Source organism: Streptomyces sp. NPDC019396 (assembly GCF_040632375.1).
Lineage (GTDB): Bacteria > Actinomycetota > Actinomycetes > Streptomycetales > Streptomycetaceae > Streptomyces.
In genome coordinates this window covers 134,109-151,646 of the sequence record NZ_JBEYBS010000008.1, presented here as the reverse complement: position 1 = coordinate 151,646, position 17,538 = coordinate 134,109, and the positions used below count along the sequence as shown (strand labels likewise).

6 protein-coding genes and 1 pseudogene are annotated in these 17,538 nt (G+C 68.7%); 1 reads left to right on the top strand and 6 read right to left on the bottom strand.

Annotated elements, in window-relative coordinates:
• The 5 genes from ABZ532_RS11965 to ABZ532_RS11945 all read right to left on the bottom strand — a co-directional run bounded on the left by ABZ532_RS11965 (nucleotide 1) and on the right by ABZ532_RS11945 (nucleotide 13,600).
• The gene (locus ABZ532_RS11965; RefSeq protein ID WP_361281438.1) at nucleotides 1-10,656 is read right to left on the bottom strand and encodes a LamG-like jellyroll fold domain-containing protein; all 10,656 of its coding nucleotides are present in this window, start codon (nucleotides 10,654-10,656) and stop codon (nucleotides 1-3) included.
• Between the two features lie 237 nt (nucleotides 10,657-10,893).
• Entirely contained in the window at nucleotides 10,894-11,403 is a 510-nt protein-coding gene (locus ABZ532_RS11960; protein WP_361281435.1) for a BMP family ABC transporter substrate-binding protein, read from the bottom strand.
• A 116-nt stretch (nucleotides 11,404-11,519) separates the two neighbouring features.
• Nucleotides 11,520-11,864, bottom strand: a complete 345-nt coding sequence (locus tag ABZ532_RS11955) for a hypothetical protein (protein ID WP_361281432.1) — start codon at nucleotides 11,862-11,864, stop codon at nucleotides 11,520-11,522.
• A 158-nt stretch (nucleotides 11,865-12,022) separates the two neighbouring features.
• Nucleotides 12,023-12,787 carry an N-acetyltransferase gene (locus ABZ532_RS11950; RefSeq protein ID WP_361281430.1) on the bottom strand — a complete coding sequence of 255 codons (765 nt, stop codon included), beginning with the start codon at nucleotides 12,785-12,787 and terminating at the stop codon, nucleotides 12,023-12,025.
• A gap of 48 nt (nucleotides 12,788-12,835) precedes the next feature.
• Complete coding sequence (locus tag ABZ532_RS11945) at nucleotides 12,836-13,600, bottom strand: HNH endonuclease family protein (protein ID WP_361281428.1); 765 nt, start codon at nucleotides 13,598-13,600, stop codon at nucleotides 12,836-12,838.
• 116 nt (nucleotides 13,601-13,716) lie between these two features.
• Here ABZ532_RS11945 and ABZ532_RS11940 point away from each other — a divergent pair.
• Nucleotides 13,717-13,956, top strand: a pseudogene (locus ABZ532_RS11940) (helix-turn-helix domain-containing protein); the annotation flags it as partial.
• 36 nt (nucleotides 13,957-13,992) lie between these two features.
• On the opposite strand, the gene mfd reads toward ABZ532_RS11940, so the two are convergent.
• Nucleotides 13,993-17,535 carry a transcription-repair coupling factor gene (gene mfd, locus ABZ532_RS11935; RefSeq protein WP_361281426.1) on the bottom strand — a complete coding sequence of 1,181 codons (3,543 nt, stop codon included), beginning with the start codon at nucleotides 17,533-17,535 and terminating at the stop codon, nucleotides 13,993-13,995.
• Between the last annotated feature and the right edge of the window lie 3 nt (nucleotides 17,536-17,538).

The following is a 17,538-nucleotide window of genomic DNA, read 5'->3' as shown; positions in this document are numbered from 1 at the left end:
TCACCTCCTATTGCGTGGGGCGCCGTTCGGAATCGCCCACTCCGAGTAGCCGCCGGAGCCACCGGGATGCAGTAGATGCTGCCAGAGCGACCCAGGATCATGCTGGGAACGCGGCACGAGACGCATCACACCCTGTCGCCCACCAGCATTGGAAGCCGGCTCGTGTTGCCAAGTCCACCCAGCCGGGGTTCTCCTACCCCCCTGCGAGGAGACGGCTCTACCGACCCCTGGAATCATTTGCTCCATCGATTGAGCGAAGCCAGCATCCGACTGAAGCGCCGCATCAAGCGCCTCATTTGCCCGCCTGAAATGCGTCCCTCGCGACCGACCGAAATCGACTGCATCCAGAGTCATCTCGTAGCCCGTTGAATAGGCCCGTGGGCCGCCTCCGCAACCACACGCTTCGCCAGCAGAGTTTACACCCGAGTTGCAGTTGTGAACGAGAACCGGTGTGGTCCCCGCCAGCACATGGTACGTGTGCAGGTCCTCAACGCTCAGGTCATACGTGACGCGGGTCGCCGTGTACGACTTGACCTCGACGATCGCGGTCAGTGCCCCGTCGCCGTTCTGGAGCTTCTGGCCGACCTTGAGGTCGCCTGCCTGGGTCCAGGAGTTCCGGGTGGCCTCGTAGAACTGGTGGTGCTTGGTGCTCTGGATCGTCTTCGGACCCGACTTCGTGGCGACGACGACATCGACGTAGTCACGGTCGGTCTTGGTGACGATCACCGCCTTGACCCGGTGCTTTTCCTTCTTCTTCTTGCCGGGCTCAGCGGTCAGAACATAATCGCCCGCCTTGACCTCAGCGATCGGCTTGGTGATGCCATTGGCCATCAGCACACCGGTCAGGCCGGTGAAGCTGTGCGGTACACGTCGGGAACACGTGCCGCCGGACGGGCTTGAGTCCGCCTCAGGCTGCGACTTGGACTTGGGGCCGAACTTTCCGGCTATCGCCCCGAAGACGCCACCCGACGCCGCGCCCACCGCCGTGGCCTTTGCCGCGCCGCTGGCGCTGCAGCCCTCCTCGCTGGTCGCGCAGGAGATGCCGTAGCCGACCGCGCCTTCCGCGGCGCCGCCCGCGGCGCCCATGGCCGCGCCCTGGGCCGCCTTGCCGCCGACGCCCGCGAGCAGTCGGCCCACCGCGCCGGAGGCTGCGCCGCCGGCTGCGCCGCCGAGGGCGCCGGTTGCGGCGCCGATGGCGACCGAGCCGAGGAAGCCGCCCACGGACTTGGGGCCGTCACTCATCAGGTAGCCGACGCCGTTGGCCGCCGCGCCCGCGAGGGCCGCGCAGCCGATGACGCCCGCACCCGCCGTGGCCGCGGTGCATCCGGCGAAGACCGCGACACCCACCGCCACCGAGACGATGGTCGAGGCGTGTTGCTTGACGAAGTTGGCTGTGGCCTTGGCCGCCTTCTTGACGGCTCTGCCGACCTTCTTGGCTGCCTTGACCACCTTCTTGGCCACGTGTTTGACGGCCTTGGCGACCTTCCGCACGGTCTTCTTGACGTGCTTGACGACCTTGTGGACGTAGCGCTTGACCCGCTTGTAGGTGCGTTTGACGTATCTCTTGACCTTGCGGACGCTGTCCCGCACATATCGCACGGTCTTGCGGACCGCCCGGTGGACCTTCCGGGCCACCTTCTTGACCACGCGCTTGACGTGCCGGGCGGCCTTGCGGACGACCTTCGCCGCGCGCTTGACCGCGGTCTTGGTCTTCTTCCAGGCCGACTTGGCGACCGACTTGACCTTCTTGGTGACCTTCTTGACGGCCTTCTTGATGAAGTCGAACCAGTGACCGGTCGGGTCCACGCCCGTCATCGGGTTCTGGTTGGCGTACGCGTACCGGTTCGCGTTCACCGACTCCGGCAGCGGGCTGTTGCTCACCGTGTCACGGCTGTTGAACTGGCCGGTCTGCGGTGAGTACCAACGCGCGGCCATGTTGACCTTGGCCGTCTCCGGGTCGGTCCAGCCGGACTGGTAGCCCAGCTGGCCGATCATCCCCAGCGACGCGGTGACCTTGCCGAACGGCGAGTAGGTGGTCGAGCCGGTCAGCGCCTCACCGGAGGCGGTGAACTGCCCGATCACGTCCATGTGCAGGTCCGTCAGGGCCAGCACCGCCGAGCTCGCGGTCTTCACGCCCAGCAGCGAACCGTCCGCGTCGCGGCTGTAGGTCGAGACACCGTCCGATGCCACGTCGTTCCCGGCACCGCTGTACTTGAAGGCGTACAGCTCCGAACCTGTCTCGTCCTTGGCGTTCAGCACGCGGTCCAGACCGTCGTACGCGTACGTACGGTCGCCCTCGTTGATCACACGGTTGAAGGCGTCGGCCTTCACCGCGGTGGAAACCCCACCCTCGTCCGTGGACTGGCTCATCGTGCCGCGCGCCGTGTACAGGTACGTGCTGTGCCCGTCCGACGTGAGCCGGTTGCGGGCGTCGTACGTGTAGGTGTCGCCGCCGACACGGGTCCGGTTGCCGGACGCGTCGTAGCCGTAGACCTCCGTCGTGGTGCCGTTGTTCCAGGACGTCAGGCGGTTCGCCCAGTCGTACGCGTACGTGTTCGTGGACGCGCCCGCGACACCGGTCGTGGTCTTCGACGTCTCGTTGCCGTTGGCGTCCCAGGCGTAGTTGACCTTGGCGAGCACCGCGCCGGACGGCGAGGTGAGCTTGTCCTCGGTCAGCTGCTCCATGGCGTCGTACTGGAACGCCCGCTTGGACTTGCCGGCGCCGTAGTCGATCGACGTGACCTTGCTGGTGACGTCGTAGCCGTAGGTCAGCGAGGAGCCGGTGGCTCCGTCGGCGACCGTCTTCAGCCGGCCGGCGGTGTCGTACCCGTAGGTCGACGTGCCGGACGCGTCCGTCCTCGAGGTGATCGCACCGTCGCCGTTCCAGGCGAAGGACGAGGAGCCCGAGGGGCCGGACGTGGACAGCAGCTGTCCTCGGTCGTCGTAGGTGAAGGTGTTCTTGTCCTCACCCGCACCGGCCACGGCCGTGACCCGGTCGTCGGAGTCGTAGTCGTAGGTGTGGTCGGTCGTGGCGACCTCGGCACCCGTACCCGACTGACGGGTCAGACGGCCCTTGACGTCGTAGTCGTTGGTGATGACCACGCCGCCCGGGGAGCGCTGCTCCTTCAGTTGGCCATTGGCGTCGTACACCGTGGTGAAGGTGCGGTCCGCCGGGTTGGGATGGGCCGGGGTGGACGGTTCGATCAGCGATTCCGGCAGACCCCAGCTGTTGTAGGTCGTCAGGAACGCGTTGCCGCGGCCGTCGGTGAAGCGCGTCCGGTTGCCCGCCGCGTCGTAGCCGAAGGTCGTGGTGATCGACTCGGTGGCCGAGACCGGCTGCACCGCCTTGGTGACCACACCCGTCGCGTCCGTCTCGAACGTGCTGGTGTGGCCGCGGTAGTCGGTCACCGAAGCCGGGTTGCCCGCACGGTCGTACGTGGAGCTCATGGTGCGCAGCGTCGCGCCACTCGCGTCCAGGTCACTGGTGGAGACCAGCTGGCCGAAGCCGTCGTACGTGTTCTTGGTCTTGGTGCCGTCCGGGTCCGTCGAGGTGAGGACCTGGCCGTCCATGTCGTAGGTGAACGTGGACTTCTGACCTGCGCTGTCGGTGACCTCGGTGGTCTCGCCGATCGCGTTGTACTTGTACGACTCCGAGACACCCGTCGGGCTCACGGTCCGGGACAGCTCGCCGCCCGGAGCGCTGTACTCGTTGATCGCCGTGTACGCCCGCTGCGTCGGCTGACGCACGATGTCCGTGCTGGTGAGCTGGTTGCCCAGGTAGTCCCAGGTGCTCTCCTGACGGGCACCGTTCGGCCGGGTGGCCGACAGCTGGTCGCCGTTGGTGTCGTACGTGTACGTCGTCGTACCGCCGCCCGGGTCCGTGACCGAGGCCAGATCGCCGAGCTGCGTGTACGTATAGGCGGTGCGGTTGCCCAGCGGGTCGATCTCCGCCGTGACCTGGCCGAGCCTGTTGTACTCGTTCCAGGCCCTGGCCGTGATCGGCGTCGAGGACCCCGCCGGGGTGTAGTCCGGCATCGTCGTCGAGGACTCCTGGCCCTCTGCGTCGTATGCCGTGACCGTGACGTTGCCGAGCGGGTCGGAGACCTCCGTCGCCTCACCGAAGGTGTTGTAGCCGGTCATCGAGACGGGGCGGACGGAGACCGGGGTCCCGCCGTTCTGCTCCGCGTTCACGGCCGGTTCGGTGACGGTCGTCTGCTGAGCGGCCTCGTCGTAGCCGTAGTCGGTCGTGTTGCCGTTCGCGTCGGTCATGGACAGCGGCAGACCCCGCTGGTCCAGCTTCCACGAGGCACCGCGGACCGAGCTGCCCGCTGCCGGGAGCGTGCCGCCGTACACGGCGGACGCCTGGGATCCGCTCAGCGCCTCCCCGTAGACCTGGACATCGGCGATCGAGCCGTTCACGTTCTCGGCGTAGACGCCGTTGGCGAGCCTGCGGCCGATCTGGAGCGGTCCGGTGGCCGCCCAGGGCGTGGTGAACGCGGCCGGGGTGCCGGACGCGGCGCCGTTGACGTACAGCCTGACCTGTCCGGCCTCCTTGTCGTACACACCCGTGAGGTGCGTCCAGGTGCCGGTGCTGACCGCGGCGGTGCCCGAACTCGCCCGGGCGATCACCGGGTTCATGGTGTCCGTGGCGTGCCGGTTGAAGGTCCAGCCGTACGCCGTGGAGTAGTAGAGCTGGAAGCCGCTCCCGATCTCGCCGTCCTGGGCGACGAAGGTGCTGTTGGCGGCCGTCGAGCCGAGCTTGACCCACGCGGAGACGGTGAAGCTGCCCGCGGTGTTGACCACGGAGCCGTCCGTCGCGCCGTAGGCGTTCGCCGTCCCGTTGAAGACCGCCGAACCGCCCTTCTCGGTGGAGCGGGTGACCGCGCTGCCGAGAGTGGCCTTGCGGGCGCCGCCGGAGGAGTCGGCGGCCGCGAGGCCACTGGTCTCCGAGAGCTTCCAGCGGCCCACCGGAGCAGTGGTGCCGTCGTGGACCGTGTTGCCCGTGACGTTGCCGAGGTTGTCGTACGTCGTGTCCGTCGTGCTGACGTCACCGGTCGCCGGGTCCGTCTCCGTTTCCGACACCACGTTGTCGTCCGGGTCGTACGAGACCTTCGTGGCGCGGTTGGCACCGGTCGGGTCGAGCACGGACGACGTGACACGGTCGGCCGCGTCCACCGAGAAGGTGGTCGTGGTCTGGCCGTCGTTGGTCACCTGACTGATCAGGTTTCCGGCCATGTCGTAGGTGTTCGCCTGCTCGGTGAACTGCTTGCCGTTAGCCGGGTCCCTGCGTACGACCGAGGCGGACAGGCCGTCGTCGGTGTACGTGTACTCGGTCACCCAGCCCATCGCGTCGGTGATCGACGCGAGCCGGCCGGCCGGGTCGTAGGCCCGGGACTCCTGGACCAGCGTGGTCGGCGCCGACGGGTTGTTCGGGTCGCCGGTGTAGTTCAGCAGGTTGGTGGTGAGCGGACGGCCCTCGGCGTCGAAGGTGTAGGTGTTGACGTTCCCCGCGGGGTCGGTCTCCTTGACCTTGTTCCCGTAGGCGTCGTACTCGAACGACGTGGTGTCGCCGCCCGGGTCCTTCCTGGTGGTCACGCGGTTGTACGCGTCGTACGTCAGCGACGTGACACGTGAGGTGTCACCGCCGCTGAGGTCGGCGACGGTCTGCGAGGTGACGTTTCCGTCCGGGTCGAAGACGGTGGTCGTCCTGGCCTGGTGCACCGCACCCGTCACGCGGTTGGTGACCGCGGGCCCGGTCTCGGTGGCCACCTGGTCGTTCTTGTCGTAGGTGAAGCTGGTGGCCAGACCACCGGGCTGGGAGTCCGACACCTCGGTCTCGGTGAGCTTCCGGCCGAGGTTGTCGTACGTGAACTTCACCTTGGCGCCGTTGGCGTCGATGACCTCGGCGAGGTCACCGTTGGCGAAGTAGACGTTCCGGGTCGTCTTGCCGCCCGGTGTGGTGACCGTGTCCACCAGACCGGCCGGCGTCTTGGCCGTGCCGCCCTCCGCCGCCGCGGTGGCGGTGGTGGTGTAGGTGGTGGAAGCGGTCCGGCCGCCGGGGTGACCGGCCACCGGCGGGGTGGTCACGGACAGCAGGTTGCCGCTCGTGTCATAGCTGTAGCTGCTCAGGTACGCGTTGTCCGTCGGGCCCGTGGAACGGGCGTCCCGCTCGGTGAGGAGCAGGTCGTTCCTGGGGTCCATGGCCGGGAACGCCGTGGTGGCGTCCGGGTAGTACGTGTAGTACTCGGTGGCGCACTTGTTGGCTGCCGTGTCCTGGCAGTCGGTCTGGGAGACCGTGTTGCCGCGGATGTCGTGACCGGTGACGCTGCGGTTGCCGTTGGCGTCGGTCACGGAGTGCAGGAAGCCCTCCGTGTCGTAGCCGTAGGTCGTCCGCTTGCCGTTGGTGTCGGTCGCGGCCAGCAGGCGGTTGCCCATCTCCGCGTCGTACACGTACTTCAGCGTCTTGTCGGTCGGGTCGGTGAGCGTGACCGTGCGCACCGGGGCGACACCGGAAGACGCCTTGTACGCCGACCAGTGCTGCCCGACCTCGTCCTCGGTCAGCGGGTCCGAGTAGACCGCCACTTCGGCGATGGAACCCTTGAAGAAGCTGGTCTCGGCGGCCGGGGCGCTGACCCAGTTCTTGACGTAGCCGGCACCGATGAAGGTGCGGTCGGTGGTTGCGGCAGGCGGTGCGCCGGTGCAGGTGCCCTGCTTCACACCGTCCAGGTACATGGTCTGCGCCGAACCGGAGGCGGACATGACCGCGTGGTGCCAGACGTTGTCGTTGACCGTCTTGGTGGAGGCCACGTTCGTCTGACTGCTGCAGCCAACGGCCCAGAAATGGCCGCGCAGCTTGCCGTCCGAGCCCACGTACAGGACGGGGTTCCAGTTGGCCGGCACTTCGTTGACGCCTGCCGTCTGGTTGGCGATCAGGGCACCGGGCGTACTCGTCTTGAACCACAGCTCGACCGCGCGGTCGCCGCTGGGGCGCCAGGTGCCGGAAGGCACCTCGGCGTACGAGGTGGTCCCGTCGAACTGCGTGGCGGTCACATCGCCCGCACCGAACGGACCGGCGACACCCTGCGTGACGGAGTTGTAGGTGCCGAAGCCGGTGTGCAGCTCGTTGGCGGCCTGCGGTGCGCCCTGAGTGTCGTCCAGGCGCCAGTAGCCGCGCGGGGTGGAGCCCATCACCGCGGACCGGTACACCTGCGAGGAGCCCGTGACGGTGGCCGGGTTGAGCTTCCAGGTACCGCCGTCGGCGTCCGTGGCCTGCTCGACCAGGTCGTCGGTGGTGCCGTAGACGACCGATGCCTGGGTCTTCCCGTTGGGCGTGGTGATCTTGCTGAGCAGTCCGGCGGACCGCTTGGCGGCCTGGTACTGCGCGGTGATCACCGAGGAGTCGAGCGGCTCCGAGTAGAGGGAGATCTCGGCCATCTGGCCGGCGAAGTGGCCCAGCTGGTCGGTGGCGGACATGAAGGGCCAGCCACGGTTGTTCACTCCAGCGCCGAGCGCGATGTACGGGGTGTCCCAGTCCATGATCTGGCCGGCCTTGCTGCCCTGCGAGACACCGTCCAGGTAGAGGGTCTGGGTGTCACCCGCGCCCGTGAGCACGGCCTGGTGCCAGGCACCGTCGGTGACCGTCGCCGCGGAGGTGATGACCGTGCCGCAGGCGCCGGTGGCGAGGCAGCCGTGCAGCTTGCCGTCGGTGCCGACGTAGATCGCGGGGGTGTTCTTCGTCGTGTTGGCGACCGGGTTGGAGTCGCTCAGCGGCTTGTCGCCGTAGTAGAAGAGCACACCGCCGGCCGTGGTGGTCTTGAACCACAGCGAGATCGACGTGTACGAGGGTGTGGCGCCGGGGGAGCTCGGCATCTCGACGTAGGAGGTGGTGCCGTTGAAGGTCACCGTCTTCTGCGTGGAGCCCGCGAGGACGGACGAGCTGCCCAGGGTCACATTGCGGTACGTGCCGTTGTACGCGCCCTGGTTGACGTCGACCGTGTCCTTGGCGACGGTGCCGGACGTCTCGCCGAGCCGCCAGTAGGCGAACGGGTCGGCGTCCAGGACCGTGGTGCGGTAGTGGTTGCCGGTGGCGTAGGTGTACGTCGTGCACTTCGTCGGGTCGGCGGGCAGGCAGACCGAGGTGAGCTGGTCGGCCGCGTAGCCGTACTGCCAGGTCTGGACCGTGCTCGAGTCACCCGTCTTGGCCTCGTCGGTGGCCACCGTGGCGACGTGCCAGGCGGACGCTCCGGACGGCTGCGACCAGGTGAGGGCCAGGGAGCGCTTGGACGTGTCGTTGGTGATCTTCGTCAGCCGCTTGTTCGTGTCGTACGCGAACGTCTCGGTACGGCCGGCGAAGTCCTTGATGGCCGAGATCGCGTAGGTGCCGGCCTTGGCGGTGGCCTGCTTGAACGCGTACTCGGTGTAGTCCTTGTCGGTCAGCGTGTAGCCGCCGGTCACGGTCTGGAGCCGGGCGTAGCGGCCGAGCGGCGGCTGGAACGTTCCGTTGCCGTTGCGGCCGAACGCGACCTGCTCGCCTCCCGGGTAGGTGATCACCACACTGGAGACCGTGCCCGAGCTGTCCTTGACCTCGGCGGCCTTCATGTCGACGACGGTCGACCAACCGGCTCCGAAGGCACTGTCGATACGGGGGTCGAGGCTGTTGTACGAGCGGTCGATCTCCAGGGAGGGTCCGACCACCTCGACGTCCGCGTCGGTGTCCTCGGTCGTGTAGTTGCCGTCGCTGGGGTCGAACTCATGGCCGTCGGTGTTCATGGCCAGACCCGAGGTGACCGGTGGCTGCGGCACGACGGTGGAGAAGCGGCTGGAGTACGTCACTTCCTCGTAGCCGTCGCTGACGCCCACGTACCAGAGGTAGTTCTTGCTCCAGGTCAGCTTGCCCGACGGCACCTTCCAGGCACCCGACGAGATGGCACCGGACGTCGCGACCGCAGTGGTGCTCCCGGTGTCGGCGTCATAGACCTCGAACGTGTAGGTGAGCGCGGACTGCGGCCACTTGTCCGCGTCGCTCGCGTAGACGAGCAGCTCCGGCTGGAGGGTGTTGGCCTGGTGGTTCTCCGGCGGGTACTGGGCATTGACCTGCGGCTTGGTGTTGGCCGCGTAGGTCAGCTCCAGCGCGGGCCGCCAGGCGGCGGTGGCCGAGTTGTCGGAGTGGAACTTCTTCCAGTGCAGCCCGTCGCTGGTCGGCGCGGCGATCGCGAGGCCGTAGTTGGCGCCGCCGGTCGCGACCTGCGTGAACCAGCTGGTGCTCAGGGTCACCGGCATCTTCACGCCGACGTCGGTACCGCCGTCGGTGTTGGAGCACGAGGCACCCGGCGCGGGGGTGGCGGTTCCGATCGCGGACCCGTAGGACGGACCGGGGTAGCTGGTCACGGCGGACGGGGTCCAGGACTGGGTCACCGGATACACCGAGAACGACTGCGCGGCACAGGTGGAGGACCACAGGGCGTAGACGTTCAGGGTCGCCGCGGAGACCTTCTTCCCGGCGAGCGTGGTGCCCAGCGAGGAGAACTGGAGGAAGGTGTTCGCCTTGTTGGTGCCCGAGTCGTAGGAACCGATCTTCGTCATCGACTCGCTGGAGTGATCACCGGAGATCGTGTTCTGCGTGTACGTCGAGTTGCTGGCGGTGACGGTCGTCGGGTCGACGGTGACGGGGTAGACCCGCTCCGGGTCGTCCAACCACTCCCGGTCCGCGGTCATCCTCAGCGCGGGCTCGTCGTCCACCGTGGTCAGCTCGTAGGTGACGGCCTGGGAACGGGTGGGGTCGGCGGAGCGCCGGTCGATCTTGGAGTCCTCCATGAAGGCATGGGGGATGGTGGCGGTCACCTTGCCGTCGGCGTCGGTGAACTCGACATCGCCGTCCTCCGCGATCCGCGGGGTCAGGCCCTTGAGGTCCAGCGGGAAGACCCAGGAGTTCGCCGCGTCCTTCGAGTGGAGGACGAGGTTCTCCTTGAAGCCGTCGGCGAGCGGGACGAGCTGCACATCGGTGTCCGGCAGGACCCCGGCGTAGATGAGCGCGCCGTTCGCGTCCTTGGACGCCGCGACCTTGCGCGCACCCTTCAGCCCGTACGCCAGACTGCGGTCGCCCCCGAAGTCGACCGAGGCCAGCTGCTGGTCTGCCGCGTGCGGCGCGAAGTCGACACCGAGCTTGTTGGACTTCTCCTCGAAGCGGCCGTCCTCCTCCTTGACCAGCGCGGGGTCGATCGGCTTCCAGGTGCCGTCGTCGCCCTTGAAGTTGGCGGGGCCGGAGAAGTGCCGGATCGTGGTGGAGCCGTCCGCGTTGACGTAGTAGTCCGATGTTGCCGTGGACTTCCTGGCGTCGCGCTTGCTGGTGCGGGCGTCGAAGCTCTTCGCCGTGCCGCGGGCCTTGCCGGTCGTGGCCGCCGCCGTGGAGTCCTCGGGCCGCTCGTAGGCGTCGAGCTCGCCCTTGCCCTTGCCGGGCTTGCGGCCGACGCCGCCGTCGGCGCTGGTGTCCCCGGTGGAGGCGCTGTGGCTCTTGCCCCGCGCGGTGCCGCCGTCCTGGCCGGGTGTGTCCAGCGGAGACTTGTTGGCCCACTCCCACAGGCCGGAGAGAGAAAGCTCCGGCATGCTCAGCGGAGGCAGCGTGGCACCACTGGCCACCGCGGTTTCCGTCGTGAGCATGAGGGAGAACGAAACAAGGACAGACAGAGCAGTAGCCCTCGCCCTGCGCCTGCCGGTGCGACCCGGCGGGAACAAGCGAGGGCTACGGACCCAGCGAACGCGCATGGGCGAGCCTTTACTTACACGAAGCCTACAGAAGCTTCGCAAGACTGCCCGATACCCGCACGCCAGCTCCAAGCGGGGGCGGTCAAGTTATGCGATTTTTATCGTTCAGTGGAACGATTTGCCGCCCGACCGTCATGAATCGGACGCCTCAACGGCCCCTCTGATCACATCGGCCACCGAATCCGTGAGCCCCTCCCCGGACTTGGCAACCGTGAGATTTCCACCCTCAGCGCCATCAACACCACTATCCGCCGGTGTGCCGTCAACCACGACGAAACGGACGTCGGGGTACTGCTTGGCGCCCGCCTCGGCGACCTGGACCTGGGGCGCCCCGACGGCCAGCACGACCTCGCACTGCCGCTGCATCAGACCGTTGAAGAACGGCCGGGCGTTCTCCACCGACTGTGCCCCCATGACCGGGACGTAGTTGACACGGGCCCGGGTCTCCAGGGACGCCTTCTGCATCCCCTCCCAGACCGGTGCGGCCGGGGTGCCGGCCGCGACGCCCTTCTCTCCCGTCAGCAGACAGGCGTCGACGTCCTTGTACTGCCGCGCTCGCGCGTCGGGCGGCCCCGCCTGCCCACCGGGGACGAACAGCCACACCGCCAGCAGCCCGAGAACGACGACAGCGGCGCTGCCCACCGCCCACCCTCGCCGGCCGCGCAGCGATCCCGCCCCGAGAGCCAACCAGTGCCCGATACGAGCCGTGGATCCGGAATCGACGGAATTCGACGCGTTCCGCCAGTTACGTCGGATCTTCACCGGGACTCACCGGCCTGCGGTCCGGCGAACAGGCAGTGGAGCGAGGCGCCGAAAGACGCGACTCCCAGCAGCACCAGGTCCAGGGCGAACTGCCCGCCGTGCGTCTCCACCGGAGTGAGCGCGGCCTGGAAAACCCAGCCGACCGTCGCGGCCGTGAACACGATCGCGGCCACCCAGTCGGCGCGCGTGCCGCGGCGCGAGGCGATGACGTACGAGGGAATCGCGCCCAGCATCCCGAGGCTCAACACCGGCACCGCCGCCAGCAGGACCCGGGGCAACAAGCCGGGCACCTCACCTTTCACCGGCTGGGCCGCAGGCACGGCGGAGACTTCGGGGTTCACGTTCGGCTACCTCTCGGGGGACCTGTGTCCGTCCGGATACGGACACGCTTATACGACTTTAGGGACGCCGCCGTACGGTACATGCCGATCCGGACCCCGTCAGCCCCGGGCGCCACACCCCGGGCGCCGGCCAATGATCCGAAGTGGGCCGCGAGTGATCAGAGCCGGTGCCGCACCCACACGTTCGGCTCGACGTAGACGGCATGCCCGTGCTCGGGCGAGCAGCGCACGGGCACCAGCCCGCCCGGCACCAGCACCGGCCCGTCCGTGTCGAACGGCAGACCGGTCCACGCGCGCCACTGCTCCAGCGAGCCCGAAACCGTCATCGAGGCCGGAGCTACCGCGTGGATGGCCCCGCCCGCGCGGGCATGGACGCGCAGCCAGGGGTCGCACGGCAGCCCGTCGTGCTCCCGGGTCCGGAAGGCGTACTCGGACATCGGCACCTCCGGCTCAAGGTGCTTGGCATTCGGCCGCACCGGCGCGACCAGCTCCCGGAACCCACGGGCACGTGCGTTGTCCCGCAGCGCGGCGACCATCCGCCCGGATATCCCCCGGCCCAGCATCCCGGTGGTCACGGTGATCTCGATCGCGCTCACCGTGTCCGGCTTCCGCCCGTGACGGAGATCCGAGAACGCCCACAGCAGCACCTGGTCCCAGCCGGTCCCGGGCAACTCCCGTCGCCCGTCCATGTCCAGGACGAACGGCACGCTGAAGCCCCGTGCCACGACGGACCCTTCGGCGTCGGTCGCGACCACCACGTATTCGGGCAGTTCGGCGATGATCCGGCCCATGTAGGCCCATCCCACAGGATCGTGCAGGATGAACTGAGGCCAGTCCTCGGCCATCTGCCACATGGGGTCCCGGAGCTCGGGCCGCTCGGCGAGCGTGGTGATGGCCAGTGCGGGATCACGCGGCGTGTTCATGCCGGGAGGCTAACCGCGAAGAGGCGGTCGGCCCATCGGTTTTCCACGTCAACCGCCGCACTGGCGCAGCATCGCGGCCTTGTCCGGCGCGGTGACCGGGAGGGCGTACTTGGTGGCGACCTGCGCGAAGCGGACCGCGTAGGCGCACCGGATCTTCTTGTTCGGCGGCAACCAGGACGCGGGCCCCGAGTCCCGCTTCGCCGAGTTGGCGCGCCCTTCGACAGGAAGCAGATTGAGCACATCGTTCGCCAGTTGCTTGCGCTTGTTCTCCGGCCACCGGACGGCGCCCATCTGCCAGCTGTAGGACAGCGGGACCACGTGGTCTATCTGCACCTCGGCGGCCTTCGACTTCTTCCAGGCGATGTCCTCGCCGGTGTACGGGTCGTACAGGTCCATCGCAACGACCACGCAGTCGGAACCTGAACGGAACTGCACGTGCCTCCCATGGAGTTTCAACAAGTCGTTCCGCGTGTCACAACCATTCCTCGCCAGCGGTACCCCGTCCGCCGTATCCATCCACGCATGGCCGAACTCGTCCCGTTCGTAGCCCGTCTTGGGCCCACGCCTCTTTGTGGTGAGTCCTTGGATGAGCTTGCGTGCGTTGGCCTTGTCCGCTTCCGACGTCAGCGCGGCGAGGCCCGGTTCGGTGCCGTCGGGGTTCGCCAGGGGGCTCACCGCCCGCCCGTGCGACGTGTCCGGTGCCGAACCTGCCTCCGGGCCGCCCTGTTCCAGGGCGTCGCAGCCCGAGACGTACGGGATCACGGCGGCCAGCAGAAGCGCCAGGGCCGGGCTGGCGACGCGTGATCTGTTCATGTCGACGAAGCATAGGGCCGGCCCGCCCCGTGGCTCAGAGCTTGCCGATGCCGAGCGTGGTCGCGCGGGGCAGCGGGCCCGATCCCAGCACGCCCAGCCAGAGGGGACCGAGGCACGTCATCGCCGCCGGCGGCCCGTCCGCCCTCTCCCTGCGTGATCTGGCCCGCCGCGCGGGTGTCTCCCACGCCGCGCCCACCCACCACTTCAAGGACCGCGCCGGGCTGCTCACCGCGATCGCCGTGGAAGGCTACGAACTCCTGGCCGCGCGGTTCGCCGAGGCCGCGGACCTACAGGACCTCGGCGTGCGGTACGTGCGCTTCGCCGCCGGTCACCCGGCGCACTTCCAGGTCATGTTCCAGCAGAGCGGCCCCGGCGCCTGAGCCCGGCCGGGCTCAGGACCCCAGGATCGTCGTCAGGAACTCGCCCGTCCACGCCAGCAGTTCACGTCCCACCACCGGCTTCCCGCCGATCTTGCCCGTCGTCGGGCGAGGCACCAGCACCTGGTGGACGGCCGGCTTGATGACCGTACGCGGATACAGCCGCTTCAGCCGCAGTTCCTGCGACTCGCGCAACTCCACCGGCGCGAAGCGGATGTTGGACCCCTGGAGCACGATCTCGCCCACCCCGCAGGCCCGTGCCAGCATCCGCAGCCCCGCGACCAGCAGCAGGTTCTCCACCGGTTCCGGCAGCTTGCCGTAGCGGTCGGTGAGCTCCTCCCGTACCGCCTTGATGTCGTCCTCGGAGTTGGCGGAGGCGATCGCCCGGTACGCCTGGAGACGCAGCCGCTCACCCGGCGCGTACTCGTGCGGGACGTGGGCGTCCACCGGCAGTTCGATCTTGACCTCGAGAGGCGGCTCCTCCTCGATCCCGCCGCTCTCCAACGACTTGCGGTAGTCGGCGACCGCCTCGCCCACCATCCGCACGTACAGGTCGAAGCCGACCCCGGCGATATGGCCGGACTGCTCGCCGCCGAGCAGATTGCCCGCGCCGCGGATCTCCAGGTCCTTCATCGCCACGTACATGCCCGCGCCCATCTCGGTGTGCTGGGCGATGGTCGCGAGCCGCTCGTGCGCGGTCTCGGTGAGCGGCTTCTCCGGCGGGTAGAGGAAGTACGCGTAACCCCGCTCACGGCCACGGCCCACCCGGCCGCGCAGCTGGTGCAGCTGCGAGAGGCCGAAGTTGTCGCCGCGCTCCACGATCAGCGTGTTGGCGTTGGAGATGTCGATACCGGACTCGACGATCGTCGTCGACACCAGGACGTCGTACTTCTTCTCCCAGAAGTCGACGACGACCTGCTCCAGGGTGCCCTCGCTCATCTGCCCGTGCGCGGTGGCGATCCGCGCCTCCGGGACGATGTCGCGCAGCCTCGCCGCTGCCCGGTCGATCGACTCGACCCTGTTGTGGATGTAGAAGACCTGTCCCTCGCGCAGCAGTTCACGGCGGATCGCCGCGCCGATCTGCTTCTCCTCGTACGGGCCGACGAAGGTCAGCACCGGGTGCCGCTCCTCCGGCGGGGTGGTGATCGTCGACATCTCACGGATGCCGGTGACCGCCATCTCCAGGGTCCGCGGGATCGGCGTCGCGGACATCGTCAGCACATCGACGTTGGCGCGCAGCTTCTTCAACTGCTCCTTGTGCTCGACACCGAAACGCTGCTCCTCGTCCACGATGACGAGGCCCAGATCCTTGAACTTGGTCTCGGACGAGAACAGCCGGTGGGTACCGATGACGATGTCGACCGCGCCGTCCTTCAGTCCCTCCAGGGTCGCCTTCGCCTCCCCGTCCGACTGGAAGCGGGACAACGCCCGTGTGACCACGGGGAACTGCGAGTACCGCTCGCTGAACGTGCCGAAGTGCTGCTGCACCAGCAGGGTCGTCGGGACGAGCACGGCGACCTGCTTGCCGTCCTGGACCGCCTTGAAGGCCGCCCGCACAGCGATCTCGGTCTTCCCGTAACCGACGTCGCCGCAGATCAGCCGGTCCATGGGGACCGACTTCTCCATGTCCTCCTTCACCTCGGCGATGGTGGACAGCTGGTCGGGCGTCTCGGTGTAAGGGAAGGCGTCCTCCAGCTCGCGCTGCCACGGCGTGTCAGGGCCGAAGGTGTGGCCCGGCGCGGCCATCCGGGCGCTGTAGAGCCTGATGAGGTCGGCGGCGATCTCCTTGACCGCCTTCTTGGCGCGCGCCTTGGTCTTGGTCCAGTCGGCGCCACCGAGCCGGTGCAGCGTCGGCGCCTCACCACCCACGTACTTGGTGACCTGCTCCAGCTGGTCGGTCGGGATGTAGAGCCGGTCGCCGGGCTGGCCGCGCTTCGCGGGGGCGTACTCGACCAGCAGATACTCGCGGGTCGCGCCCTGGACGGTGCGCTGCACCATCTCCAGGTAGCGGCCCACACCGTGCTGCTCGTGCACGATGTAGTCGCCCACTTCGAGGGTGAGCGGGTCGATCTGCTTGCGGCGGCGGGTCGGCATGCGGGTGCCGTCCTTGCCGGCGGCCTTCTGGCCCGACAGGTCGGTCTCCGTCAGCACGGCCAGCTTGAGGCCGGGGTCGATGAAGCCGTAGTCGATCGAACCACAGGCCACATGGACGACCGAGGGCGAGATCTCCTTCAGGTCCGTGTCGAGCCGGGCCGCGATCCCCTCGCCGCCGAGCACCTCGACGGTGCGGCTCGCCGGGCCGTGCGCCTCCGTGACGAACACGGTGCGCCAGCCGTCCGCGAGCCAGCCCTTGGTGTCGGCGAGGGCGCGTGCGGTGTCACCCCGGTACGTCTCGGGCGCGTGCATCCCCAGCTTCACCGTGTCGGCGCTGTCGAGATCCAGCTCCTCGTCGGCGGCGAACGGCGACACCGACCACCACATCATCCCCAGCTCGCGCGCCCGGTCCCGGACGTCCGCGATGCCCCACAGCGAGGCCGCGCCGACATCGATCGGGGCCTCACCGCCGCCCGCCGTCGCCGCCCAGGAGGCCTGGAGGAACTCCTGCGAGGTCGCCACGAGGTCCGCCGCCCGCGTACGCACCCGCTCCGGGTCGCACACCACGGCCATCGCGCCCGGCGGAAGCACGTCGAGCAGCAGCTCCATGTCGTCCACCAGGGCCGGGGCCAGCGACTCCATGCCCTCCACCGCGATGCCCTCAGCGATCTTGCCGAGCAGTTCGCCGAGCTCCGGGTGGGCCTCGGCGAGTGCGGCGGCCCGTTCCCGTACCGCGTCCGTCAGCAGCAGCTCACGGCACGGCGGCGCCCACAGGCCGTGCTCGGCGACCTCCAGGGAGCGCTGGTCGGCCACCTTGAAGTAGCGGATCTCCTCGACGTCGTCGCCCCAGAACTCGATCCGCAGCGGGTGTTCCTCGGTGGGCGGGAACACGTCGAGAATGCCGCCGCGCACCGCGAACTCACCGCGCTTCTCGACCAGCTCCACCCGGGAGTACGCGGCGGCGGCGAGCCCTTCCACGATCCCGTTCAGATCGGCGGTCTGCCCGGACCGCAGCGCCACAGGCTCCAGCTCCCCGAGCCCCTTGACCTGCGGCTGGAGCACGGACCGCACAGGTGCGACGACCACACTCACCGGACCGGCGGCCGGGTCGTCCGGTGAGGGGTGGGCAAGGCGGCGCAGCACCGCGAGGCGCCGGCCGACGGTGTCGGAGCGGGGCGAGAGCCGCTCGTGCGGGAGGGTCTCCCAGGACGGGTACTCGGCCACGGTGTCCGGGTCGAGCAGGGTGCGCAGCGCCGCGGCCAGGTCCTCGGCCTCCCGGCCGGTCGCCGTCACCGCCAGCACCGGCCGCCCCGCCTCCCGGGCCAGTGCGGCCACCGCGAAGGGCCGCACGGCCGCGGGGCCGACCAGGTCGACGTGGCGACGCTTACCCTCCGTGGCGGCCTTCACCGCTTCGGCGAGCGCCGGGTCACGTACCACGGCGTCGAGCAGACCGTGCAAGCTCATGAA